This window comes from Vibrio sp. 1731 (assembly GCF_033339955.1).
GTDB classification, from domain to species: Bacteria; Pseudomonadota; Gammaproteobacteria; order Enterobacterales; family Vibrionaceae; genus Vibrio; species Vibrio alginolyticus.
The window spans coordinates 25,926-49,329 of the sequence record NZ_JAWOVO010000023.1; the positions used below are offsets into that span (position 1 = coordinate 25,926).

At 43.3% G+C, this 23,404-nt stretch carries 18 protein-coding genes; 12 read left to right on the top strand and 6 right to left on the bottom strand.

The window, feature by feature from the left end:
* The first annotated feature begins 510 nt into the window (after positions 1-510).
* The 5 genes from dinG (at position 511) to xthA (ending at position 4,994) form a co-directional block, all read left to right on the top strand.
* Positions 511-2,586, top strand: a complete 2,076-nt coding sequence (gene dinG, locus R7035_RS20725; RefSeq protein ID WP_169628367.1) for an ATP-dependent DNA helicase DinG — start codon at positions 511-513, stop codon at positions 2,584-2,586.
* A gap of 14 nt (positions 2,587-2,600) precedes the next feature.
* Positions 2,601-3,386 carry a sulfite exporter TauE/SafE family protein gene (locus R7035_RS20730; RefSeq protein WP_005378430.1) on the top strand — a complete coding sequence of 262 codons (786 nt, stop codon included), beginning with the start codon at positions 2,601-2,603 and terminating at the stop codon, positions 3,384-3,386.
* The gene (locus tag R7035_RS20735; protein WP_033905048.1) at positions 3,383-3,928 is read left to right on the top strand and encodes a primosomal replication protein; all 546 of its coding nucleotides are present in this window, start codon (positions 3,383-3,385) and stop codon (positions 3,926-3,928) included. The genes R7035_RS20730 and R7035_RS20735 overlap by 4 nt, the downstream gene beginning before the upstream one ends.
* Positions 3,928-4,092, top strand: a complete 165-nt coding sequence (gene rsmS, locus R7035_RS20740; RefSeq protein WP_005378432.1) for a pleiotropic regulatory protein RsmS — start codon at positions 3,928-3,930, stop codon at positions 4,090-4,092. The genes R7035_RS20735 and rsmS overlap by 1 nt, the downstream gene beginning before the upstream one ends.
* A 95-nt stretch (positions 4,093-4,187) precedes the next feature.
* Entirely contained in the window at positions 4,188-4,994 is an 807-nt protein-coding gene (xthA, locus tag R7035_RS20745; RefSeq protein WP_005378433.1) for an exodeoxyribonuclease III, read from the top strand.
* Positions 4,995-5,087: 93 nt separating this feature from the next.
* Here the strand turns inward: xthA and R7035_RS20750 are convergent, their stop codons facing one another.
* From R7035_RS20750 to R7035_RS20775, 6 genes are all read right to left on the bottom strand, one after another.
* A complete protein-coding gene (locus R7035_RS20750) occupies positions 5,088-7,811 on the bottom strand; it encodes an ImpA family metalloprotease (protein WP_054576375.1) in 2,724 nt (907 codons plus the stop codon).
* 154 nt (positions 7,812-7,965) lie between these two features.
* Positions 7,966-8,643, bottom strand: coding sequence for an ABC transporter permease (locus tag R7035_RS20755; protein WP_005378435.1), 678 nt, complete (start codon positions 8,641-8,643; stop codon positions 7,966-7,968).
* Positions 8,644-8,646: 3 nt separating this feature from the next.
* Entirely contained in the window at positions 8,647-9,387 is a 741-nt protein-coding gene (locus tag R7035_RS20760) for an ABC transporter permease (RefSeq protein ID WP_005378436.1), read from the bottom strand.
* A gap of 81 nt (positions 9,388-9,468) precedes the next feature.
* The gene (locus tag R7035_RS20765) at positions 9,469-10,239 is read right to left on the bottom strand and encodes an ABC transporter substrate-binding protein (protein WP_005378437.1); all 771 of its coding nucleotides are present in this window, start codon (positions 10,237-10,239) and stop codon (positions 9,469-9,471) included.
* An 83-nt stretch (positions 10,240-10,322) separates the two neighbouring features.
* On the bottom strand, positions 10,323-11,093 hold the full coding sequence (locus tag R7035_RS20770; protein ID WP_054729268.1) for an ABC transporter ATP-binding protein: 771 nt from the start codon (positions 11,091-11,093) through the stop codon (positions 10,323-10,325).
* Positions 11,094-11,357: 264 nt separating this feature from the next.
* Positions 11,358-12,833 carry a hypothetical protein gene (locus tag R7035_RS20775; RefSeq protein WP_053307480.1) on the bottom strand — a complete coding sequence of 492 codons (1,476 nt, stop codon included), beginning with the start codon at positions 12,831-12,833 and terminating at the stop codon, positions 11,358-11,360.
* A 454-nt stretch (positions 12,834-13,287) separates the two neighbouring features.
* Between R7035_RS20775 and R7035_RS20780 the strand changes: the two genes are divergently transcribed.
* From R7035_RS20780 to R7035_RS20810, 7 genes are all read left to right on the top strand, one after another.
* The gene (locus R7035_RS20780) at positions 13,288-14,835 is read left to right on the top strand and encodes a DUF3360 family protein (protein WP_005378441.1); all 1,548 of its coding nucleotides are present in this window, start codon (positions 13,288-13,290) and stop codon (positions 14,833-14,835) included.
* 303 nt (positions 14,836-15,138) lie between these two features.
* A complete protein-coding gene (gene pflB, locus R7035_RS20785; protein WP_005378442.1) occupies positions 15,139-17,415 on the top strand; it encodes a formate C-acetyltransferase in 2,277 nt (758 codons plus the stop codon).
* Positions 17,416-17,568: 153 nt separating this feature from the next.
* Positions 17,569-18,546, top strand: a complete 978-nt coding sequence (locus R7035_RS20790; protein WP_005378443.1) for a lipid A deacylase LpxR family protein — start codon at positions 17,569-17,571, stop codon at positions 18,544-18,546.
* Between the two features lie 211 nt (positions 18,547-18,757).
* Positions 18,758-19,498, top strand: coding sequence for a pyruvate formate lyase 1-activating protein (pflA, locus tag R7035_RS20795; protein WP_005378444.1), 741 nt, complete (start codon positions 18,758-18,760; stop codon positions 19,496-19,498).
* Between the two features lie 154 nt (positions 19,499-19,652).
* Positions 19,653-20,318, top strand: coding sequence for an energy-coupling factor ABC transporter permease (locus R7035_RS20800; RefSeq protein ID WP_318146248.1), 666 nt, complete (start codon positions 19,653-19,655; stop codon positions 20,316-20,318).
* Positions 20,319-20,454: 136 nt separating this feature from the next.
* Positions 20,455-20,955 carry a YfbU family protein gene (locus R7035_RS20805; protein ID WP_005378446.1) on the top strand — a complete coding sequence of 167 codons (501 nt, stop codon included), beginning with the start codon at positions 20,455-20,457 and terminating at the stop codon, positions 20,953-20,955.
* A gap of 493 nt (positions 20,956-21,448) precedes the next feature.
* Positions 21,449-23,383 carry a PrkA family serine protein kinase gene (locus tag R7035_RS20810; protein ID WP_005378447.1) on the top strand — a complete coding sequence of 645 codons (1,935 nt, stop codon included), beginning with the start codon at positions 21,449-21,451 and terminating at the stop codon, positions 23,381-23,383.
* The last annotated feature ends 21 nt before the right edge of the window (positions 23,384-23,404 follow it).

The window sequence follows — 23,404 nt, forward strand, 5'->3', positions numbered from 1 at the left end:
AATCCACTGCCTTTTCTTAGTTCGGGATATCCTTGTCCGGTTCCCTTTTTTATATGTTTGAGGTAGAGCGTTAACAAAACGTTATACAGCACCTCCTCAAAATCTGGAGCTAAGAGTGCAAAAGATTATTCTGGCTGTCAAATTTTCTAAATACCAATGTAAAAAAAACAAAATGCCATTATAAAACAATAACTTGATAAGTTTACCTTTATTTATTCGACGAACATCTAACCAATCTCCATTATTATTTGTAATTTACAAAATTATTAACAAATGGTTTTTTAATCCAATAAGTAAATTTAAAAAAACAAAAAAAAGAATAAAAACCCACAAATCAGACCAAGTTGGAGTTTTATATTTTTCATATAATGAAATTAATTTCATTAAGATAAGGTTCAATATTTTTTTGTGAAGGAGATCTACATTCCTTATAAAAGCATTCCGTTTTGTGAACTACTGTACAACTAGTGATGTGTGCTACTATTCGCCTCCAACGCATTTGAGGCCCGTATGCTGACCAGTAACATTCAAAAATCGATTCGTAATAGCTATCAAAACCTTCAAGATCAACTTGATAACTTTGTGCCTAGAAGAGCACAAAACTACCTTGTTGCAGAGATTGCAAAAACGCTGTGCGGTCAGTATCACAAATCTAACCGAATACTCGTTGCAGAAGCAGGGACTGGAATTGGTAAATCGCTCTCCTATCTAATGGCGACCATTCCCGTGGCTGTACATAACAATAGAAAAGTGGTTATCTCAACGGCGACCGTCGCTCTGCAAGAGCAGCTCATAAACAAAGACCTCCCTCTTTTTCGTCGGATTACCGACCGAGAGTTTTCTTTTATTTTGGCAAAAGGCCGTCAACGCTATTGTTGTGCAGAAAAGCTCGCTACTGCTAGCGGTGCTGATGGTGGCCAGTTAGCCATGTTTGAAACCAAACCTAAGCAAAAAGATATAGAGCTGTTAGAAACAATGCATCGCTCTCTTGCGCAAGGTAAATGGGACGGTGACCGTGATTCTTGGCCTAAACCCATCGACGATAAGCTTTGGCAACTGATTGTCAGTGATAAACACAGTTGCAATAACAGTTTACCAGGCCACCGCGGCTGCCCATTCCAAAAAGCGCGCTCAGAGTTGGATAAAAACGATGTCATCATTGCTAACCACTCTCTCGTCATGGCAGACGCAGATTTAGGTGGCGGCGTGATTTTACCTGAGCCAGAAAATACGATATACGTCTTCGACGAGGCACATCACTTACCTCACGTCGCTCGTGACCATGCTTCAGCATCTGCGAGTTTAAAAGGTGCGGCAGCATGGCTTGAGAAGTTAAATCAGTCGATTAGTAAGTTTTCATCACTCGCAGACGAGAAACGCGTAGCTCGATTTCGCAACGACCTTCAAGACGCGGTTCAGAACTTGATACCGGCACTGACTCAATTGCCCAAACAGTTCGACCCAGCTCAATTTGAAGAGGGTATCTACCGCTTCGAACACGGTGAACTACCTGAGTGGCTAGAGAACCAATCCAAAGAACTAAAACAGTTCAGTAAAAAAGCAAATCAGAGCGTGGCAAAAATTGCCGACCTTATTGCGGAAAGAGTAAAAGACGGGGAGCTTGCGACAAGGTTGGCTGAACCAGCGCTTGCAGAGCTCGGTTTCTACATTCAAAGGTTAGAAAACCTAGCGCAAGTATGGCATTTAATGGCTGAACCAACTCGTGAAAAAGGTGCGCCTTTAGCTCGCTGGTTAGAAACCCACCCCGATCGCGAGGGTGATTTCATTGTGAGTGTTTCGCCACTTGAAATTGGATGGCAACTCGACCAACAGATTTGGAGCAGATGTATTGGCGCCATTTTGGTTTCCGCAACGATGCGTGCATTAAACTCTTTCCATTACTTTTGCCATCAGGTTGGTATTGATGGAAAACCAGAATCAGGCACTCAGTTTTTAGCGCTTGCGTCACCATTCGATTACCAAAACCAGGCAGAATTGCTCATCCCTGCGATGAAATATGAACCACCAGCGCCTCAATTTACTGAATATCTTATCGAGATATTGCCTAAGTACTTGGAAGACAAGAAAGCCAACTTAGTATTATTCTCATCCTATTGGCAGATGAACCAAGTCGCGAAGGCACTCTCTTCGGAGTTCATAAAAAAAGGCTGGGCGTTGCAAGTTCAAGGTGAAAGCTCACGTCAAGAAATTCTAAAAAAACATAAAAAGTTAATAGCATCAAATAAAACCAGCGTCTTATTTGGTACTGGCAGTTTCTCTGAGGGGCTAGACTTACCTGGCGAATTACTTGAAAACTTGGTGATTACAAAAATTCCATTTGGCGTTCCAACCTCCCCTGTTGAGCAGGCTCATTCCGAATACATTGAGAAAAAAGGAGGAAACCCGTTTATGCAAATAACTGTACCAGACGCAAGCAAAAAGCTGATCCAGAGCGTAGGTCGCTTACTGCGTAAAGAGAGAGATTCTGGTAGAGTAACGATTCTTGATCGACGCCTAGTCACTAAGCGATACGGACAAGCCTTAATCGACTCACTACCTCCATTTAAACGTAAAATAGAATATTAGAAGAATCACCATTTATGGAAATGATTGAGCCAACCATGCTGTTGGTGTTGGCGCTTGTCGCTTTTGTCGCTGGATTTATTGATGCAGTTGCCGGTGGTGGTGGCATGCTTACCGTACCTGCTCTACTGTCGCTGGGCTTGCCGCCTCATATTGCACTAGGCACCAATAAACTTGCCGCTACCTTTGCTTCTTCTACTGCGGCATTTACGTACTACAAAAAACGTCTATTCAAGCCTCAATGCTGGCGGCGTGCATTCGTGGCGACACTCTTCGGAGCGACATTAGGTACGCTATTTGTAGATGCGATTAGTACGGATTGGCTGGAAAAAGGATTGCCGCTTGTTATTTTGGCGGCAGCGTTGTATACCGTTTTTCATAAAACGCCCCACTCTGCTCATCAAAGTCCAATACCCGAGCCTTGCCCAAAACTTCATAAAAAACAGTACATGCAAGGCTTATCCATAGGATTCTACGACGGACTCGCAGGGCCTGGAACTGGGGCTTTTTGGACAGTAAGTTCAATGGCGCTGTACCGACTGAATATCTTGCTCGCCTCTGGCTTAGCAAAAGCAATGAACTTTACCAGTAACTTTACCTCTTTGATCACTTTTGCATTCCTCGGACACATCAACTGGGTGCTAGGCTTAACAATGGGAGTATGTTTAATGGCTGGTGCTTTTGTTGGCGCGCACTCCGCTATTAGATTTGGTTCTAAATTCATTCGTCCTGTATTTGTTACTGTCGTCAGCATACTAGCCATTAAATTGGCTTATGACGCATGGTTTGTAGGTTTGTCATGAACATTTCTCAACTCCAGGAAAATCTAGAACAAATGGCGAAGCAAGCCGCTGTTCTTGACCGTCAAAGAGGCGAACATCATGTTCCGCTTTTTGATGAGCGTTTATTTGGTTGCCGCTCTCGCTTACTTACTCCTTGCGTAAAAGAAGCAAAAGCCACGCTGGATGCGATTGTGCGTGAGCAAAATGAAGGTAAGCTCACCGCTTTGCGTGCTGAGTACCTCACTGAACGGTTAGTGGCGCAAATCGGTGCAATTCAACGCGAGATTTCTACCACTAAAATTCGTAAGAATGAAATCAAACATAGCAGCTATTTCCGCAAGCCTATCAACGTGCTTTATCAGGAACTCGCTCAACACCAAGAGTGGGCAAGACGCTTGCGCGAGATGGTGTTAGAAAAAGAACGTGCTGTCGAAAGCGCTCCGAGTTTTATGCGTGCCGACGCTCAAAAAGTATTACTAGCAACCGAGCAACGTTTAGCGCGTTGTGAAGCAGCACTTCTTAAGCTAGAGAACCAAATTACACATAGGGAAAAACATCAATAATGGCTGATCAACCAACCTCGCCTTTAGATGACGCACCTGAAGAGATCAAACTGGCTGTCGATTTAATCTATTTGCTTGAGAGCAATGAGATAGATCCAGAAGTTGCGCTTAACGCTTTAAAGATCGTGCAAAACGACTTAGAAAACAAATTAAAAGCAAAGTAGCTCAGAGCGTTTCAATCCTTTCACCGAGACTCATTTTCAGTGCTCTTACACAATGATACTATTCATAAAAAAGTACGCCCCCAAAAGGATAAATAATGAAAGTAATCAGCTTTAACATCAATGGACTACGTGCGCGACTGCACCAACTCCAAGCGCTAATCGACAAACACCAACCTGATGTGATTGGTCTTCAGGAAATTAAAGTTCACGATGAAGCATTCCCGATTGAAGCTGTCGAAGCCATGGGCTACAAAGTGTATTTTCATGGTCAAAAAGCACATTACGGCGTAGCAATGCTTTGTAAGCAAGAGCCTCTACACGTACAAAAAGGGTTCCCGACGGATAACGAGGAACATCAAAAGCGCATGATCATGGCAACGTTTTTAAATGAAAACGGCGAAAAGGTCACTGTGCTAAACGGCTATTTCCCTCAAGGGGATAACATCAGCCACGAAACCAAATTCCCATACAAGCGCCAATTCTATAAAGATCTGATGACCTACCTAAACGATCATCACAATAACGACGAGCAATTGATTGTTATGGGTGACATCAACATCAGCCCTATTGATGCAGATATCGGTATCGGCGAACCAAACCGTAAACGTTGGCTAAAAACAGGTAAATGTTCATTCCAACCTGAAGAGCGCGAATGGTTGAAAACCTTACTAGACTGGGGCTTTGTGGACACCTTCCGTAAGCTATACCCAGAGGTGAACGATCAATTTTCGTGGTTTGACTACCGTTCTCGCGGTTTTGATGATAACCGTGGCCTACGAATTGATGTCATTTTGGCAACCCCTTCTCTAGCGGAAAAGTGTATTGAATCTGGTATCGACTATGAGCTTCGTGGTATCGAGAAGCCTTCAGATCACGCACCAATCTGGTCGACATTTAAGTAATTTATTGCAAAGCTATAAGCGAGACTCAACGCTAAGCTTAGTCCAATAAAAAGGGAGACTCAGTCTCCCTTTTTCATACAAATTACTATTTAATCACTGATTCAGCGGCCAAACCGTTTGACCATCAATAGTTATCGGTGTTTGAGCAAATTCGTTCAGACAGTAGCCGGTATTGCTGCTTGCAAAGTAAGTGAGCGGCATCGGCGGTAGATTCAGCGCCACAACCTGCTGTTTCGCTTTTTCTGTGAACGAGAAGCCCCACATATCTAAATAGCTCGTCATGTCTCGCTGAGAGATGTAGCTCAGAGCAATAAGCAACCAGTCGTTGTTTGAGATGCTATTTGCCTCTTCACGAGAGTAGTTGGCGAAACCAATACTCAATCGTCTCTCATTCCAAAGCGCATCATCCGATTTTAAGCGGTTAAACTCACGTTCAATCAGGTGCAATCGCGCCAATAAATGCCAACCATTTTGCAGTACACCTTCATGCTGCGTCGCCATCATCATTTGAATGTAAACGCGAGCTCCCCAACTCCAACCAGTTTGATTTTGCGCTGCCATGTAAGCGTTTGGATCCGCTTGAGTTCGGCTTGCTTGCAATAATTCAAACTGGCCTTTGAAATCCAAACTTTGGCAAGTTGAAACTTTCCCCGTATTCTGGAAGAAACGAGACTTACTGTAATACGAGTAGTAATTGGTCGTTGAATGCCCTTCCCAGCCTGAAAATCGGAATCGACCTTTTTCTAAACCATGACCAAGCTCATGTAAATCACCGTGACCGAGTGGGCTGAATGACCAGTAAGCATCGTAAGGGTTACCCGAACAACCATAACCACACGTCGCTTGGTCAGCGTTCATATGCTTCACCATATCAATATTGGCGATTTCCCAACCTTGATTTTTGGCATACTGGATAATTTCCGGAACCTCATCGATCCCCGGCCCTTGGAAACCAGCCAAGACATGTGGGTAGTTATGAACATACTCTTCTGTCGCTAGCGCCATTTCAGCTGGTGTCGACCACATCTCATCGTTGACAGATTCAAGCATTTTGTCACGTTTAGAGTGTACCTCAAATCCAGGCGTGATCAGTTCAGCCCAATCGAATAAATTGGCTTCTAACTGTTGAATAAAAGCGTCGTTGTCCTTCTCACTTCTCCAAACTGGATGCTGTGCCACATGATTAAATTTCAGTTCAACCGGAACATCATTTTTGTCAAAGTGAACCTGTACTGGACCACCATAAGGAGAAGTCAGCGTGATGGTTTCACCCGGCTTCACTTCATAGCCGAATGAAGTCAGCAGTTTTGGTCGCGTGTATCCATCTTTGCTGAACTCATGAGTTGCACCACTTCTTAAAGTGTTGATGACAATCTTAGTCGCCACATCATTGCTGTCATTACGTTTAACCGTAAAAGTTTCCCCAGGAAGCGCATACACACCAGCCGAACGGAAGTTACGCTTTGATTCCATATTAATCGTTGCACTGATTCTCTTTATTTCAGGGCTAAACTCACTACGGCTGAAGTTCCCCATATTTGGTTGTTTTGGGTTCACGCTTCGGCTGTTGTATTGCACGTAATCGGCAAAGTACGACTTTAGGAATTCGGTCGTTTGGGTTGACTGTTTGTCCATCGGGAAGACAACCGTTTGACGATAATGATCAGCCAGCAATACCATGAGTTTTTCGTATTGGTAGCCGTTTTGATTAAACAAATCTACTTTTTGTTCATCAAGCTTTTGCAACCAATGGCGAATGCTGTTTGCCCCTGCATAAAATTGACTGTCCATATTCGCAGTGTCAGGGCAGGATTTGTCATCACACTTTGACAAGTCAACGTTGAAATTTTGAGATTCAAAACGAGACAACAGCGCTTGTTGTGTGATGACAGAGTCCGGCACAACGTTCATCAACGATGAAGGTTCCCAGTCGACCAAACCTAACTTACGCCAATAGTTATCTCCCACATAATCAACATGGAATTTTTCCAAAATGTCTTGGCCAAGATCAGTTAGTCCTCCATCCCGATGCAGGTATAGAACAGGAATTTGGGCTTGCTCAGCGTATTCCAGAGCCTCGAGTACTGGTTTGTTGGTATCTCCAGATTGCAGATGCTGTGACAAGATCAATAAGTTTGGAGTATTGGTTTGCAAGCAGCTAAGTAGCTTCGAACCATCGCATAGGTTGGCCTCGTTAAACGCCAACTCTTGTGAAACATTGTCTTTTAGCCAATTCCGAGTCGCTTGCTCATCCGGAAAGTAATAAGACTGGTCCATTTGCGCGATGACGACGTTTGAAGTAACTCCGCCCGACAACCAAGTGACCAGATTACTTAACCATTTCGTCATCGCTGCGTTGGAAGAGTCGGGAAAACGTTGTGCCGTTCTAAATGGGTTGCTACCTAATAGTGCGTAACGTTGACCATTAGACTTTTCCCCGGCAACGCCAATTGACAGAGCTTGATCTTTGTAACCGCTTGCCATGGCCTTATTGGTCATCAAGATGGTGTCGTTGAAGCCATACTGAGGTGTCAAGATCGCAGCATCATGGGTTGGATCCCAATAAAGACCTGAAAGGTTTTTCGCAATTGCAGATTTGATCGTATTCGACTGCATCTTGTGGGCTTCTACAACCTGACGACTTTCTCGAATGAAATCGCTCGGGTCAGAAACGAGCAGTGCATTACCAGTTTCAAGAGCTTGTTGAACTGGAGCTGGCGTTGGTTTTACTTGAGCATTAGGTTGTGATTCTCCCTCTCCCCCACCACATCCTGTGACTAAGGCGGCAATGCCCAACGATAGAATTGTTTTTTTCATTTTTACTTACTAAACAATGAGTTTACCGAATGTTAATGTAAGTTAATGAATAATAAGAAAGAGTCTTTTACATCGGCTGGAAAAATAGGAATGAAGATAACAAAATTATCAAAAGCAATAGCACCCATTCCGGTGCTATTGCCTCTATTGATAATTAGCTTAAAGGACGTAGATAAGCTAAGAAACGCTTCTCTGCCACTTTGAAACACCACAAAATCATAAACGTCAGTGCCATGTAGAACAGCCCCGCCGTCAGGAAAGACTCAAATGGTGCATAGTAGCGCGAGTTAACTAGACGCGCAGCACCAGTTAAATCCATGATGGTAACGATGCCCGCGACTGCACTTCCGTGCAGCATAAATATGACCTCGTTGGAATAAGCTGGTAATGCTCGACGCAATGCACTCGGCAAGATAATACGTCTGTATGTCATAAACTTACTCATGCCATAGGCTTTCGCAGCTTCCACCTCACCTTTCGGCAAACCATTAATCGCACCACGAATAATTTCTGCGGTGTAAGCCGATGTATTAAGAATAAAAGCGACCAAAGCACAGAACCAAGCGTTCTCCCACAAGGTATCTTTAACAGGGAAAAACTGATCCATACCGTAGTAAATCAAATACAGCTGAACCAATAGCGGCGTTCCACGGAAAAAGTAAATGAATCCCCAAGAAGGTAAGCTTAGAGCGTAATTGGTACTATTACGTGCCACGGCTAATGGGATAGAGACACACAAGCCAATAACCAACGCTAATCCCACTAACCAAACTGTTGTCCAAAGTCCCTGAAGATAAGTTGGAAAGCTTTCAATAATCAAAGAAAAGTCCATAACTTACCTCGCATGAATACTGAACTTACGCTCAACAAGCTTGAGTAGCCCGGTCGAAACGCTGGTAAAAAATAGAAAGATGAGCGCGACAGCCATGTAAAAGGTGAACGGCATTTTCGTTGTACCTGCTGCCAATGAGCTCATTCTCACCATGTCATCCAGACCAATAATGGAAACTAACGCTGTGGTCTTAAGTAACACTAACCAGTTATTACCAAATCCAGGTAATGCATGACGAATCATCTGAGGAAGTAAGATTCTTCTAAACGATAAAGCAGAACTCATCCCATAAGCTTTCGCCGCTTCTAATTCACCCTTGTCCACCGCCATGATCGCTCCACGAAAAGTCTCCGCCATGTAGGCGCCAAAGATAAAACCAATCGTGAGTACACCAGCTATAAATGGGCTGACATCAATATAATCAGGTAAGTAAGACGTCCATTCATGGTTTGGATCACTCGAGGCAAACCACTCGTTGAGCGTTTCGTTGATGGAGTAAAGGCTGTTATTTAAAAGTATTTGTCCACCAAAGAAAATTAGCATCATCAGAACCAAATCTGGAATGCCGCGAATGACGGTGGTGTAAAGAGTGGCAATCGCCCTTGCCCATTTGTAAGGCGCTAACTTAGCTAATGCGCCAAGCATGCCTAAGACCATGGCGAGAATGAGTGAAAGCACTGCAACTTCTATTGTTACTAAAGCTCCTTTCAAAATCGAAGCTTCGTATCCTTGTAAATCTAGCATAGGTGAGTTCCTAATCCCTAAACTCAAAAAATCGACCGTTGACTACTTCTAGGAACAAGCCAACGGTCGCTTAATTACGGTTTATTCACCGTACACATCGTAGTTAAAGTATTTACCAGCAATTTCTTGGTAAACACCTTTCTCACGTAGTGAAATAATTGCTGCGTCGAGTTTCTTCGTTAGATCTTTGTCTTGTTTACGAACAGCGATACCCATACCTTCGCCAAACCATTTTGGATCGGTTAACGATGGTCCAACAAACTCATAAGCTTCGCCACCTGCTTTGTTGATCACACCCTCTTCTAGAGCAGACGCATCACCTAAAACGGCAGCAATTCGACCATTTTCTAGATCAAGATACGCTTCATCAAAAGAGCCATAACGCACAATTTCAACATCATCGCCGTAGTTGTCAGTTAAGTACTTGTCATGTGTCGTCGCACGTTGCACGCCAATTTTGACATCTTTAAGATTATCAAAATCTAGACCCGCACCTTTCTTAGCGATAAATTTATTTGGGATTTGTGCGTACTTGCCAGTGAAATCGACTTTTTTCTTGCGCTCTTCAGTGATAGACATTGCTGCGATGATGGCATCGTACTTACGTGCAAGCAGAGAAGGAATAATACCATCCCAATCTTGAGCGACGATTTTGCACTTCACTTGCATCTCTTCACAGAGTGCATTTGCCATGTCTACGTCAAAGCCTTTTATTGAGCCATCAGTTTCTGTCCAGCTAAACGGAGGGTAAGCGCCTTCGATACCAAAGCGAACTGTTTTCCATTCTTTCGCTTGGGCAACACCTGATACTGCCGTTGCAGCAATCGTTGCTGCTAATAACCACTTTTTCATTTCCATACTCCTGTGATTGCTATTTTATTTCGTTTTGTTTGTTGTGTTGGCTTAGGAGGCAATAGTCTGCCGCCTAACAAATATTAGTAAATGGATGAGATAAACTGCTGTAATCGTTCTGAATCCGGGTTTGTAAATAGCTTAGCTGGATTTCCCTGTTCTTCCACTAAGCCTTGATGTAAAAACATCACATGGTTTGATACGTCACGCGCAAACGCCATTTCGTGCGTGACCACCAGCATAGTTCGCCCTTCATCTGCCAAATCTCTCATTACCCCCAGAACTTCTCCTACAAGTTCTGGGTCAAGCGCAGAAGTTGGCTCGTCAAACAACATCACCTCTGGGTCAACTGCTAGCGCACGGGCAATAGCTGCACGTTGCTGCTGGCCGCCAGATAAGTGCCCAGGGTAATAATCTTTACGCTCATACAAGCCTACCTTCTTAAGCAAGACTTCTGCGTTTTCAATCGCTTGAGCTTTTGGAACGCCTAAGACATGAACAGGCGCCTCAATCACGTTTTCTAGTACGGTTAGGTGAGACCAGAGGTTGAAACCTTGGAAAACCATTGCCAGGCGTGAGCGAATACGTTGGACTTGCTTTTCATTAGCAGGAACAGATTCACCTGCTCTGCTGTTCTTCATTTGGATTAATTCACCATTTACCCAAATTTCGCCCGCGGTAGGCGTTTCTAGCAAGTTGATACATCTGAGAAAGGTACTCTTACCTGAGCCGGAAGAGCCAATAATGGAGATAACATCTCCTTTGTGCGCGGCAAGTGAAATGCCTTTTAAAACTTCATTTTGTCCAAATGTTTTGTGCAGGTCTTTTATATCTAGCGCTGGTACATCATTCATGCGCCCTACTCCCTGTGTTTTTGTCACTGCAATTAAGGGACTCCGCCCTCTCTAATTCGGAACAAATTAGCACCGCCCTTTGAAACTTGCAACAAATTATTAACCTAAATAATTCGAATAGAAAGATACGATAGACAAATTAATATGCAATATATAGCAACATATTCTTCAAAAGTTGAATATTAAATATAAAAAAGCCCCTTTCAAAGGGGCTTAATAAATTTACAAAAGTGTTAATTGAAACCTATTCGAGGTCGCAATGAATTAATTAAAACGACTGACTACCAACGAGTTTGAAGTACGTAATGTCACTTCATTTTCTAAGCCTTCTTTTTCAGAAGTAATGATGCCATCTAGGTCTTCATCTAGTTCAGGCTCTGACGCTTCACCATTGGAGAAGAAGCTCATGAAAACTTTAGAATCAATATTACTATCTTCATTCACTACCAAAGCAGTGCGATTAAAATCGTCCGAAGCTGAAACTTTCAAACCGTTAACGGCCGATGTTGGGAAGTTGTAGTAATGCAATTCTGGAACAACAACAGAATCACTATCACTTGTTGTGAAAATGCGATGTGTGACTCTGTAGTCGCCTGAAGTTGCAAAGTAAGCGACACGAGTAAAGCCTTCAGTAGACGATGTTAAGCCCATGTCCAGATCAATCACGGACTCTGCACTTCCTTGCGCTGATACACTTGGTTTTGTGTTCGGCAGGTTATCAATATTTAAGTAAGCACTCGGATCAACGTCAATATCCCATCCGTCAGAGATCGTTTCGTTAAGTAGAGACTCCCAACCATTAACTTGATTCTCTGAGAACGCCATGTATACCCAAGTTTCTTTATTCGTTGCACTAGGGCGATTATATTCAACGGCCGTTTTATCCAGCTTCAACGCGTCATATGCAAAGCCGTTAGTAACAAAGCCAATGTTGAGCGAGTCGTAAGTATAGTCAGAAGACGAATAAATGTTTGACGTATTATCCGCTCTAACTAAGGCTATCTCACCAGTTCCCCACGAACCAATACCATACTGGTAAAGCGCTTTGTCGCTTGAACCTGATTCATACTGAAACAATGCCGTTGGTTCACCTTTAAGCCCCATCAGTTCATCAGTAGGCAACATATCAGGGTTCGGAGACGTGAAAATATCGGTTTGCGAGACAAAGTTGTAATCTCCGCCACCTGATTCAGCGTTTCGGTAATCTAAGTTAGTAAACTTATTGCTTGCTAAGTTACCGCCAGTAAAGCATTTGTTCAAAGAGTCTCGGTTTAGTGCAAAAGTAGCATTACGTAGTTTCTTATCTTGCAAGAACTCTTTTGAAAACGTGTTTACGCGAGCTTCTTTGCCGTTAAATTCTATTGCTTGAAACGTCACAAAGCCGCCGTCAGGGATATCTTCAAGATAAAACTTAAAGTTATCAGTGGTAGGTTTGATAATGTCTCCGGATCTTTTGCCATCGGCATCAGAGTAGTAACCGATAACATAGTTGGTCACTTGCTCTTTTGACGCTGCACTATAGGTTAAAACCGTTTTATCGCCGTTCAGTTCAGTTTTGTGGTCATATACAGTACAACCTTTCGTAGTTGCTTCACTTTCAGTCATTGTTGCTGGTATAGCAAAATCAAAAGTAAACGCAGTTTTCGGCGCTGCACCACCGCCACCGCCGCCACCGCCGCCGCAACCGACCATTAACCCTGAGATGATTGCCACTAGTGGCAGTACTTTAAGCTGTTTCATGTCTTTTTCCTAAACTGAGCGGCAATGATTAGCCAAAAAATTGTCTTTGCTCTGTCCAAAGCAAGAATAAAGCCAGCTTTATATAATCATCGTGAATATTGACATTTAATCTGCATCTCGTGCAAAAGGACAAAAAGTTCTAATTTTATGCAACTTGTGTAATGAAATTACACAAGATCTCCGCATCTCATTCGCATGCCAGAAACTTTCTGTAGTTTTATTTCACAACCATTCTTAAAGTGATCTAAATCAATCACCCTAAATGGCTATCTTGCTAGACTCCTGCCAAAAGATGAGGCTTTTTTTTGTGCCTCAACACAATAAGTTATTAGCTATGCTTAGGCACAGTGTCGACGTGTAACAAATCTAACAATAGCTAGCATAAGCGTGCCGCAGGATGCGGATTAACACAATTGAATGAAGAATTCATAACTTTTAAATATATGAGGAATCTATGTCAGACGCAGTTAACAAAACGCACTCTGATTCAGATATCGAGACCAAGAGCTACCGTGAGCTTCATCGTCCAGCATCTGAGTTCGCAAGCCGTTCAGACTACCTAGACCACGAACTACAAATTATGAAGCCACGTCGTTTTGGCTTGAACTTGCCAGGTCGTGACTTCCGCTTTGAGCTTGAAGACCTTGTTCCAGCACTTGCTGGTACTATCGGTATTATCGCAATGTACTCTGCGGTAATGATGTCTTGGGCTGAAGGTCTTACTGCAGCATGGGACCACGTAAACTTAGGCAAGGACTTTGCTATCGAAGTTGCGCGTGTAGAAATGCTCATCCCTGCACTTCTTTTCTGTGTACTTGCCTCTGGTTTTATTAACCCTAAAGCCAACCTAGCAGGCAACCACGGCCCAATGATCCCTCTTATTGGTACCATCGCTCTTGCTGGTGCTCACCCTCTTGCATTAGCAATTCTCATTGGTGTGTTTGGTTTGATTTTGAGCCTCTTAAAAGGTGGGTCAAAACTGGTTAACCTCACCTCTGAAGGTACGGCTGGTGGCCTTCTTATTTTCCTAGGTTTAACCGGAACCATGAGCCAAATTAACTCTATTCAAGCTTGGGCTGTTGGTTTGCAATCCGATACGGTTGCCGCTGGTAGCATGGGTTACATCGGTCTAATTGTTCTTGCGGTTACCATTGGCTTATACGCGTTCCTTGCTAAAGTGAACAAACGCTGGCTAGCGATCCCTGTTTGTGCCTTCACTGGGCTTGCAATCGCACTTGCTCTTGGCGCAGGCTTCGATATTAAATTCGTAACCGAGACAGGCCTTCCAAACCTAAATCCAATCTACTGGTGGGGTTCCACAGAAGAAGGTTGGATGCTTGGTCTTCCTAATATGGAACACTTCATCGCTTCACTACCATTCGCGATTCTTGCGGTAGCAATGTGGTCACCTGACTTCTTGGGTCACCGTATCTTCCAAGAGATGAACTACCCACGTAAGAGTGAGAAAGTGCTGATGGACGTTGATGACACAATGACAATGTGTTCCGTTCGCCAAATGGTTGGTACTGCAGTGGGTGGTGGTAACATCACATCATCTTGGGGGACTTACATGATCCCTGCTGCAATCGCGAAACGCCCTATTCCTGCTGGTGCCATCTTACTAGGCTCTCTATGTATTATTGTTGCAATCCTTGGTTTTCCTATGGACGTTGCAGTATGGCCTCCAGTTATGCGCGTTGCTCTTCTCGTTGGTGTATCTCTACCACTGCTTGAAGCTGGCATGCAGATGGTGAAGGACTCGAAAGACTCACAAGCAGCAGGTATCTGTATCTTTGGTTCTGCCGTTGTTAACCCAGTTCTAGCTTGGGCACTAACTATGCTTTTAGATAACAACGGTTTAATTGGAGATAAAGAGCGCGCGTCTCGCCTATCATTTGTAGACAAGATTGTGATCCCAGTAAGCGTACTTGTTATCTGTTTAGTTGCTATGCTTGCAGTTGGTATGCTTGAAGGCCAGTATGGCATCCAAGCTTGGCTATAAGCTAGCAGTCCAGAAATTTGTGGGTAGCGCTCGTCGCTACCCCATTTTTATCGAGATTTTTGAGGATTTATTGATTTAGTTTAAGGTTTGCAAAAAAATTTTAGTTTAACCTCTAACTGTTGCTTAAAAAGAGAAACGTTAATACTAGTGACAATATTTATAGTTTTGTAAATCGAATACGTAAATTTAAGACTATAAATATTGTTATTCATAAGAGTGTACTGTTCCCCTCTTTTATCTGGGGATAGCTGGCTCAACGGCGAAGCAGTACGTATTTTTTTCTACTAAAAAGGTAGGTATGTCATGGCAGAGCAATTTGCTAAAGCTTGGGAAGGTTTTGCTGCAGGCGACTGGCAAAACGAAGTAAACGTTCGTGATTTCATTCAGAAGAACTACACTCCGTACGAAGGCGACGAATCTTTCCTAGTTTCTGAAGGTACTGAAGCGACTAACAAGCTTTGGGCTAAGGTAATGGAAGGCATCAAACAAGAGAACGCGACTCACGCTCCTGTTGATTTTGATACTTCAGTTATCTCTACCATCACTGCTCACGATGCAGGCTACATCGAAAAAGACCTAGAAACTATCGTAGGTCTTCAAACTGACGCTCCTCTAAAACGTGCGATCATCCCTAACGGTGGTATCCGCATGGTTGAAGGTTCATGCAAAGCCTACGACCGCGAGCTAGACCCACAAGTTAAAAAAATCTACACAGAATACCGTAAAACTCACAACCAAGGCGTTTTCGATATCTACACTCCTCAAATCATGGCGTGTCGTAAATCTGGCGTACTGACTGGTCTTCCAGATGCATACGGTCGTGGTCGTATCATCGGTGACTACCGTCGTGTTGCGCTATACGGTATTGACTTCCTAATGAAGGATAAATTCGCGCAGTTCTCTTCTCTACAAGAGCGTTTTGAGAACGGCGAAGACCTACAAATGACAATGCAGCTTCGTGAAGAGATCGCAGAGCAACACCGTGCTCTAGGTCAAATCAAAGAAATGGCTGCAAAATACGGTTGTGATATTTCTCGTCCTGCTGAAACTGCGCAAGAAGCTATTCAGTGGACTTACTTCGGTTACCTAGCTGCTGTTAAATCTCAAAACGGTGCGGCTATGTCTCTAGGTCGTACTTCTACGTTCCTAGACATCTTCATCGAACGTGATATCGCGGCTGGTAAGCTAACTGAAGAACAAGCTCAGGAAATGATCGACCACTTCGTAATGAAACTACGTATGGTTCGTTTCCTACGTACTCCTGAGTACGATGATCTATTCTCTGGCGACCCTATCTGGGCAACTGAGTCTATGGGTGGTATGGGTCTTGACGGTCGTACGCTAGTTACTCGTACAAACTTCCGTTTCCTAAACTCACTATACACTATGGGTCCTTCTCCAGAGCCAAACATCACTGTTCTTTGGTCTGAGCAACTACCTGAAGGCTTCAAGAAGTTCTGTGCGAAAGTATCTATCGATACTTCTTCTATTCAGTACGAAAATGACGACTTAATGCGTCCAGACATGAACTCTGACGACTACGCGATCGCATGTTGTGTATCTCCAATGGTTGTTGGTAAGCAAATGCAGTTCTTCGGTGCTCGTGCGAACCTTGCGAAAACAATGCTTTACACCATCAACGGTGGTGTGGATGAGAAGCTAAAAATCCAAGTTGGCCCGCAAATGCCTAAGATCGAAGGCGATGTTCTTAACTACGATGAACTGTGGGAGAAAATGGACCACTTCATGGATTGGCTAGCGAAACAATATGTGACTGCACTAAACGCTATCCACTTCATGCACGATAAGTACAGCTACGAAGCGGCACTAATGGCTCTACACGACCGTGACGTTAAACGTACTATGGCTTGTGGTATTGCTGGTCTATCTGTTGCAGCTGACTCACTATCTGCAATTAAATACGCAAAAGTTAAGCCAATTCGTGACGAAGACGGTCTAGCAATCGACTTCGAAATCGAAGGCGATTACCCTAAATTCGGTAACAACGATCCACGCGTTGATGATATTGCATGTGAACTTGTTTCTGTATTTATGGGCAAAATCCGTAAGCTTAAGACTTACCGTGATGCAATCCCTACTCAGTCAATTCTTACTATCACTTCAAACGTGGTTTACGGTAAGAAAACTGGTAACACGCCTGACGGTCGTCGTGCTGGTGCTCCATTTGCTCCAGGTGCAAACCCAATGCACGGTCGTGACGAGAAAGGTGCTGTAGCATCACTAACTTCAGTTGCTAAACTGCCGTTTGCTGACGCACAAGATGGTATCTCTTACACATTCTCTATCGTACCTAACGCACTAGGTAAAGATGAGGGTTCACAACGCGCTAACCTTGCTGGCCTTATGGATGGTTACTTCCACCACGAAGCGGGTATCGAAGGTGGTCAACACCTAAACGTGAACGTTCTTAACCGTGAAACTCTAGAAGACGCAGTTAAGCACCCAGAGAAATACCCTCAGCTAACAATCCGTGTATCTGGTTACGCTGTTCGCTTCAACTCTCTAACTGCAGAGCAACAAGCTGACGTAATCGCGCGTACATTCACTGAGTCTCTATAAGACTATAGCGAAATAACGTTCTAGTAATACAACAAAGGCTGATGCTAAGTAGCATCAGCCTTTTTTTATTTCTTGAATGAAAGTTGTGATATCGCGAAAGACTTTTGCCCGCATTCTTACGTATGATGCGAAAAAAGTTAGCAAATAAAGTCTATGAGATTTAGTAAATTAATTATTCTTACCCTTCTTTCTCCAGTTGCAATAGCATCCACTAAGTCTACGGTTTCTTTTACCATCGACAACGATGGTATTTTTGGCGTCGATCAAGACTATACGAATGGTGTTTTCCTTTCTTACGCGACAGACCAACTGACACAAGAAAGCCAATGGAAATGGCTGAGTCTAGCTAACTCAGAGCACGCCAATATCGATAAAATAGAGTTGGTTCTTGGCCACAAGATGTGGACTCCAAGCGACATTGAAGCCGATTATCCACTAATCAATGATCGCCCATATGCCGGTTACCTACACACCGAAATCAACTACCTTTCCCTAACGAGTGACAAAGCTGTACGGTACAATTTCACCATAGGAACTACGGGTGAAAGTTCGCTATCAGAAAAGGCGCAAGAAATCGTTCACGGCATAACAGGATCGACGGACCCTCAAGGTTGGGATTACCAGATTGAAGATAAAGTGGCGTTCAGCCTTGGTTACCGCGTATTTAACAAATTGATGCGCAGCGAAGAACAAAAAACACAATGGGAGATCACCAACATTAACGACATCAATGCGGGTAACTTCCGTAGTGATGTCTCTCAAGGCGTCATGTTTCGTTGGGGTACAAACCTAGCGAATAGCATCGGAGCCGCCAATATCAGTGTCGAAAGCCCTTTCTCAGCAAGTATGATCGCTCAGAACACGTCGAGTTGGTTCTTGTTCACCGGGTTTGAAGGTCGTTACCGCTTTAATGACATGACTATCGAAGGAGATCGTCCTGGCATTCCTGAACCGTCAGCGCCATACGACGTCACACTGCAAAATTGGCAAGCAAGTGCCGTCGCGGGAGTATCTTGGTACAACCAAAATTACGGTGCAAGCATCACCTTTACAATTAAAACACCGGATTATGAAGAAGCCCAAACCGATGTTTATGGGACAGGCTCGTTCTCCGTGTTCGCCTTTTTCTAAAAACTGGATTATCCCAGCATCGAAGTCAATCTAGATACACGGCAAGTTCTCGGGGTAGGTATTAACCACCTCGTGTTCAAGCGTTTATGTAGATTGGCTCTACCTATTTTCTTTCTTCAAATAACCTTGCCTTTAGTACCGACAAAGCTGTTTTAACCCTGCTTTTTGTAATAAAATAACAGCTAGAATTTACTAGTAATGAGAGCAAAAGATGTCAACAGCTGGTCGTATTCACTCATTTGAGTCATGTGGTACCGTAGACGGACCTGGTATTCGATTTATCGTCTTCTTGCAAGGTTGTTTAATGCGCTGTAAGTATTGCCATAACCGCGATACTTGGGACACGCATGATGGCAAAGAAGTCACGGTTGAAGAAATCATTTCCGAAGCGAAAAGTTACCGCCACTTCATGAATGCATCAGGTGGTGGCGTTACTTGTTCTGGCGGCGAAGCGATGCTTCAACCGGAATTCGTACGTGATTTTTTCCGCGCAGCTAAAGCCGAGGGCATTCATACATGTCTAGATACTAACGGTTATGTTCGTAAGCACACTGATGTTATCGATGAAGTACTGGATGCAACAGACTTAGTCATGCTTGACATCAAACACATGAAAGACGAAGTGCACCAAGATCTCATCGGTGTATCCAACCGACGCACATTGGACTTTGCTCGTTACTTACAAAAAATCGGAAAGAAAACATGGATTCGCTATGTCGTCGTGCCTGGTTACACAGATGACCCAGAAGCAGCACACATGCTTGGTGAATTTATTAAAGACATGGATAACATCGAAAAGGTCGAGTTACTTCCTTACCACAAATTAGGGGCTCATAAGTGGGAAGCGTTAGGCTTAGAATACCCACTCGAAGGCGTAAACCCGCCACCGAAAGAAACCATGGATGAAATTCAATCCATTCTTGCTCAATACAACGATAACGTAAAATACTAAGTGAACCGCAAGACTAACCTCTTTAAAATACCAGCTTATTGCTGGTATTTTTTTGATTATATCTAAGCCTTATCAGTGAGTTTCTCTGCGGTCATTTAGGTATAAAAAGAACGATAGAAATGATTGCGTCATGTTCGCATAGGAAGGAAGTAACATGGATTTGTTTAACTTAGGCTCTCTTGTTGTCTCAATTTGGATAGTAGTAGTCTACTGCCTACCAGATTGGAAAAAAGTCGTTTGGCCAAAACTGGAAAAAGAGAAAGGATTTCAGCACCTCGTTTTTGCAACGCTCTTCTTTTTCAGTATTTTATGGGCCGCTCAAGCAGGTGTAAAAGAAGGATTACAGATTCATTTTCTTGCACTAACAACGCTGACGATGATGTATGGTTGGCGCATGGCATTTCTACTCAGCATTCCCGCTATGTTGGTCAACCACCTACTACATGATGTGCCCTTGCTACTCTTACCCACGTCGTTAGTTCTATCTGCCCTAATTCCGATTTTCATTAGTTACTTAGTGTTTCTTCTGAGTTACCACTACTTGCCACGAAACATTTTTGTTTTCATCTTCGTTGCTGGATTTTTCAATGGCGCGATAACAGGAAGTCTGCACCTCATCATTAACTCTTTTTATCACCTATCAGTTGGTCACTACGATTGGGAAACCATTCAACATAACTACTTTGTTTTTGTGCCGTTGCTCGCCTTTCCAGAAGGTCTATTAAATGGTATGGCACTGGCGGTTTTAACCGTATTCAAGCCAGAGTGGCTGAGAGTATTTTCAGACCGAGACTACATATACAATCATTACCATAAATAAGTGTTTTCAAACTGGTCAAAAGTGACAGTTCTTGCCATTTTTTAGTATTAAATATGTGTTGAGATCATGTTTCACTCATGTCTTAAGCGTTAACCTAAGCACATTAAAAATGTATTAGATATCTAGTGAGGTCACCATGGAAATGTCAAACGCTCAACGTTTGATTCTATCAAACCAATACAACCTTATGTCTCAACTTGATCCAAGTAATGCGGCCAAATACAAACGCTTACAAACGATCGTTGAACGTGGTTATGAACTACAAATGCGAGAGTTGAACAAAGATTTCGGCTGCCTCTCAGAAGCAGAATGTCGTGAGATCATCGACGTTATGGAGATGTATCATGCGATGCAAGAATCTTACAACATGCTAGACGATGAAGATCGCAGCAACGTGGATCAACGTCGCTTGAAGTTCTTGGGATTTGATATCGCTTCAGAAGCGCAACAAGTACATTACGTACGTTTTCTCATCGATTCTGAAGGTTTGTACCCTCAGTTTGACAAGGCAGATCATCACTTTAACAGCCAAATGCCGATGCTAGATAAATACCGCCGTATGCTGCAAACTTGGCGTAACTGCCCTCGTCAGTATCATTTATGTGAAAACGAACTAGCGCAAATCTTCAGCGCATAAAATGGTCATCTAAGAATGAGGAGAGCGCCCGCTCTCCTTGTTATTTACCCTGTCACAAACTTATCTAAGACTTTGCTCTCTTCCTACCTCTTTCACTTGCCTTGCTCAATGTAGAACAACGAATCACTGAGACTCTTCCGTCTTTGCCAAATATTTGATTTCTATTGCACCTATTCACGACATAAATTCGTCCTAAATAAAAGAGTGATTCAAATGTCACTTTTACAATAAATTCATAATTGTTAAGCAAAATTGCAAATCCCCGACTAGGCTTAAGTAGAGAAAGGCTGTGATTGAAAAATTCATATCCACCGCTCACCGTTGTAACGAAAAAACCGTCCATAAAGCAAAGTCTTTGGTGTCGCCAATCTTACATTCTGTACGAACCAAATGTGATAACAGGACGTATATTCAAACAACAACGAGCATAACTGTTGGTGGAAAGCCTGAATCAACGTTCGTCGGTAGACTGACTATTAAAGGGGAAAGCGACATGAGTATTTTCGACCACTATCAATCAAGATATGAAGCTGCAAAAGATGAAGAGATGTCGTTACAGGAGTTTTTAGCCCTGTGTAAAGATGACAAAAGCGCTTATGCTAATGCAGCAGAACGCCTACTGATGGCGATTGGTGAACCAGAGATAATCGATACGGCAAAAGATCCGAGACTAAGCCGAATCTTCTCGAATCGTGTTATCTCTCGTTATGAAACCTTTAAAGACTTTTATGGCATGGAAGATGCCATAGAACAAATTGTGTCTTACCTAAAACATGCGGCGCAAGGTCTAGAAGAGCGTAAGCAGATTCTTTACCTACTCGGCCCTGTCGGCGGTGGTAAGTCTTCGCTTGCAGAAAAGCTTAAGGCTCTGATGGAACAGATGCCTATTTATGTTCTTACTGCTAACGGCGAACGCAGCCCAGTGAATGACCATCCATTCTGCCTATTCAAAGCCACAGAAGATGGCGATATTTTGAAAAAAGAGTATGGCATCGAGCACCGTTATCTTCGCTCGATCATGTCTCCTTGGGCCGCTAAACGTCTTCACGAGTTTGGTGGTGATATCACCAAATTTAAAGTAGTGAAAGTACGCCCTTCTATCCTTGACCAAATCGGTATTGCCAAAACTGAACCAGGCGATGAAAACAACCAAGATATCTCATCATTGGTTGGTAAAGTCGATATTCGTAAGCTTGAACACTATTCGCAAGACGATCCAGACGCTTACAGCTACTCCGGTGCGCTGTGTAAAGCAAACCAAGGTTTAATGGAATTCGTTGAGATGTTCAAAGCACCAATCAAAGTGCTTCACCCGCTGCTAACAGCAACGCAAGAAGGCAACTTCAACGGTACAGAAGGCCTTTCTGCGATTCCATTCGACGGTATGATTCTGGCTCACTCAAACGAATCTGAGTGGCAGACCTTCCGTAACAACAAGAACAATGAAGCGTTCTTGGACCGTGTTTATATTGTGAAAGTACCTTACTGTCTACGTGTTTCAGAAGAAGTCAAAATCTACCAAAAACTTCTCGAAAACAGTGAGTTATCTCAAGCCCCTTGTTCACCAAGCACACTCGAGACTCTGGCACAATTCAGTATTCTTTCTCGACTTAAAGAGCCTGAGAACTCGTCCATCTTCTCTAAGATGCGCGTATACGACGGTGAAACGCTGAAAGATACGGATCCAAAGGCAAAAAGCTATCAAGAGTATCGTGATTATGCTGGTGTCGATGAAGGCATGAACGGTCTCTCAACACGTTTTGCCTTTAAGATTTTGTCACGCGTATTTAACTTCGACCAAACCGAAGTGGCAGCCAACCCTGTACATCTATTCTATGTGATTGAACAACAGGTTGAGCGCGAACAGTTCCCTGCTGAAACAGCAGAGAAATATCTCGAGTTCTTGAAAGGCTACCTAGTACCTCGATACGTTGAATTTATCGGTAAAGAGATTCAGACCGCTTATCTTGAGTCTTACTCTGAATACGGCCAAAACATCTTCGACCGATATGTCACCTATGCAGACTTCTGGATTCAAGACCAAGAGTACCGAGATCCAGAAACTGGTCAGCTATTTGATCGCTCTTCACTGAATGCTGAGCTAGAGAAGATCGAAAAAACAGCTGGTATTTCTAACCCGAAAGATTTCCGAAACGAAATCGTTAACTTTGTGCTTCGTGCGAAAGCGAATAACAATGGTCAAAACCCGGTTTGGACCAGCTACGAAAAACTGCGCACAGTAATCGAGAAGAAAATGTTCTCCAATACCGAAGAGCTACTTCCGGTTATCTCATTTAATGCGAAAACCTCTTCTGAAGATCAGAAGAAGCACGACGACTTTGTCGCTCGCATGATGGAAAAAGGCTATACCGAGAAACAGGTTCGCCTACTTTCTGAGTGGTACCTACGAGTACGTAAGTCATCCTAACCCAGTATTGAGTTAGGTCGC

Coding starts and splice junctions, on each gene's coding strand:
- R7035_RS20790 (WP_005378443.1), top strand. CDS start 17,569: ATGAGATTTAGTAAATTAATTATTCTTACCCTTCTTTCTCCAGTTGCA.
- R7035_RS20755 (WP_005378435.1), bottom strand. CDS start 8,643: ATGGACTTTTCTTTGATTATTGAAAGCTTTCCAACTTATCTTCAGGGA.
- xthA (WP_005378433.1), top strand. CDS start 4,188: ATGAAAGTAATCAGCTTTAACATCAATGGACTACGTGCGCGACTGCAC.
- R7035_RS20810 (WP_005378447.1), top strand. CDS start 21,449: ATGAGTATTTTCGACCACTATCAATCAAGATATGAAGCTGCAAAAGAT.
- R7035_RS20770 (WP_054729268.1), bottom strand. CDS start 11,093: ATGAATGATGTACCAGCGCTAGATATAAAAGACCTGCACAAAACATTT.
- R7035_RS20805 (WP_005378446.1), top strand. CDS start 20,455: ATGGAAATGTCAAACGCTCAACGTTTGATTCTATCAAACCAATACAAC.
- R7035_RS20760 (WP_005378436.1), bottom strand. CDS start 9,387: ATGCTAGATTTACAAGGATACGAAGCTTCGATTTTGAAAGGAGCTTTA.
- R7035_RS20750 (WP_054576375.1), bottom strand. CDS start 7,811: ATGAAAAAAACAATTCTATCGTTGGGCATTGCCGCCTTAGTCACAGGA.
- pflA (WP_005378444.1), top strand. CDS start 18,758: ATGTCAACAGCTGGTCGTATTCACTCATTTGAGTCATGTGGTACCGTA.
- R7035_RS20780 (WP_005378441.1), top strand. CDS start 13,288: ATGTCAGACGCAGTTAACAAAACGCACTCTGATTCAGATATCGAGACC.
- rsmS (WP_005378432.1), top strand. CDS start 3,928: ATGGCTGATCAACCAACCTCGCCTTTAGATGACGCACCTGAAGAGATC.
- R7035_RS20765 (WP_005378437.1), bottom strand. CDS start 10,239: ATGAAAAAGTGGTTATTAGCAGCAACGATTGCTGCAACGGCAGTATCA.
- R7035_RS20735 (WP_033905048.1), top strand. CDS start 3,383: ATGAACATTTCTCAACTCCAGGAAAATCTAGAACAAATGGCGAAGCAA.
- pflB (WP_005378442.1), top strand. CDS start 15,139: ATGGCAGAGCAATTTGCTAAAGCTTGGGAAGGTTTTGCTGCAGGCGAC.
- R7035_RS20800 (WP_318146248.1), top strand. CDS start 19,653: ATGGATTTGTTTAACTTAGGCTCTCTTGTTGTCTCAATTTGGATAGTA.
- R7035_RS20730 (WP_005378430.1), top strand. CDS start 2,601: ATGGAAATGATTGAGCCAACCATGCTGTTGGTGTTGGCGCTTGTCGCT.
- dinG (WP_169628367.1), top strand. CDS start 511: ATGCTGACCAGTAACATTCAAAAATCGATTCGTAATAGCTATCAAAAC.
- R7035_RS20775 (WP_053307480.1), bottom strand. CDS start 12,833: ATGAAACAGCTTAAAGTACTGCCACTAGTGGCAATCATCTCAGGGTTA.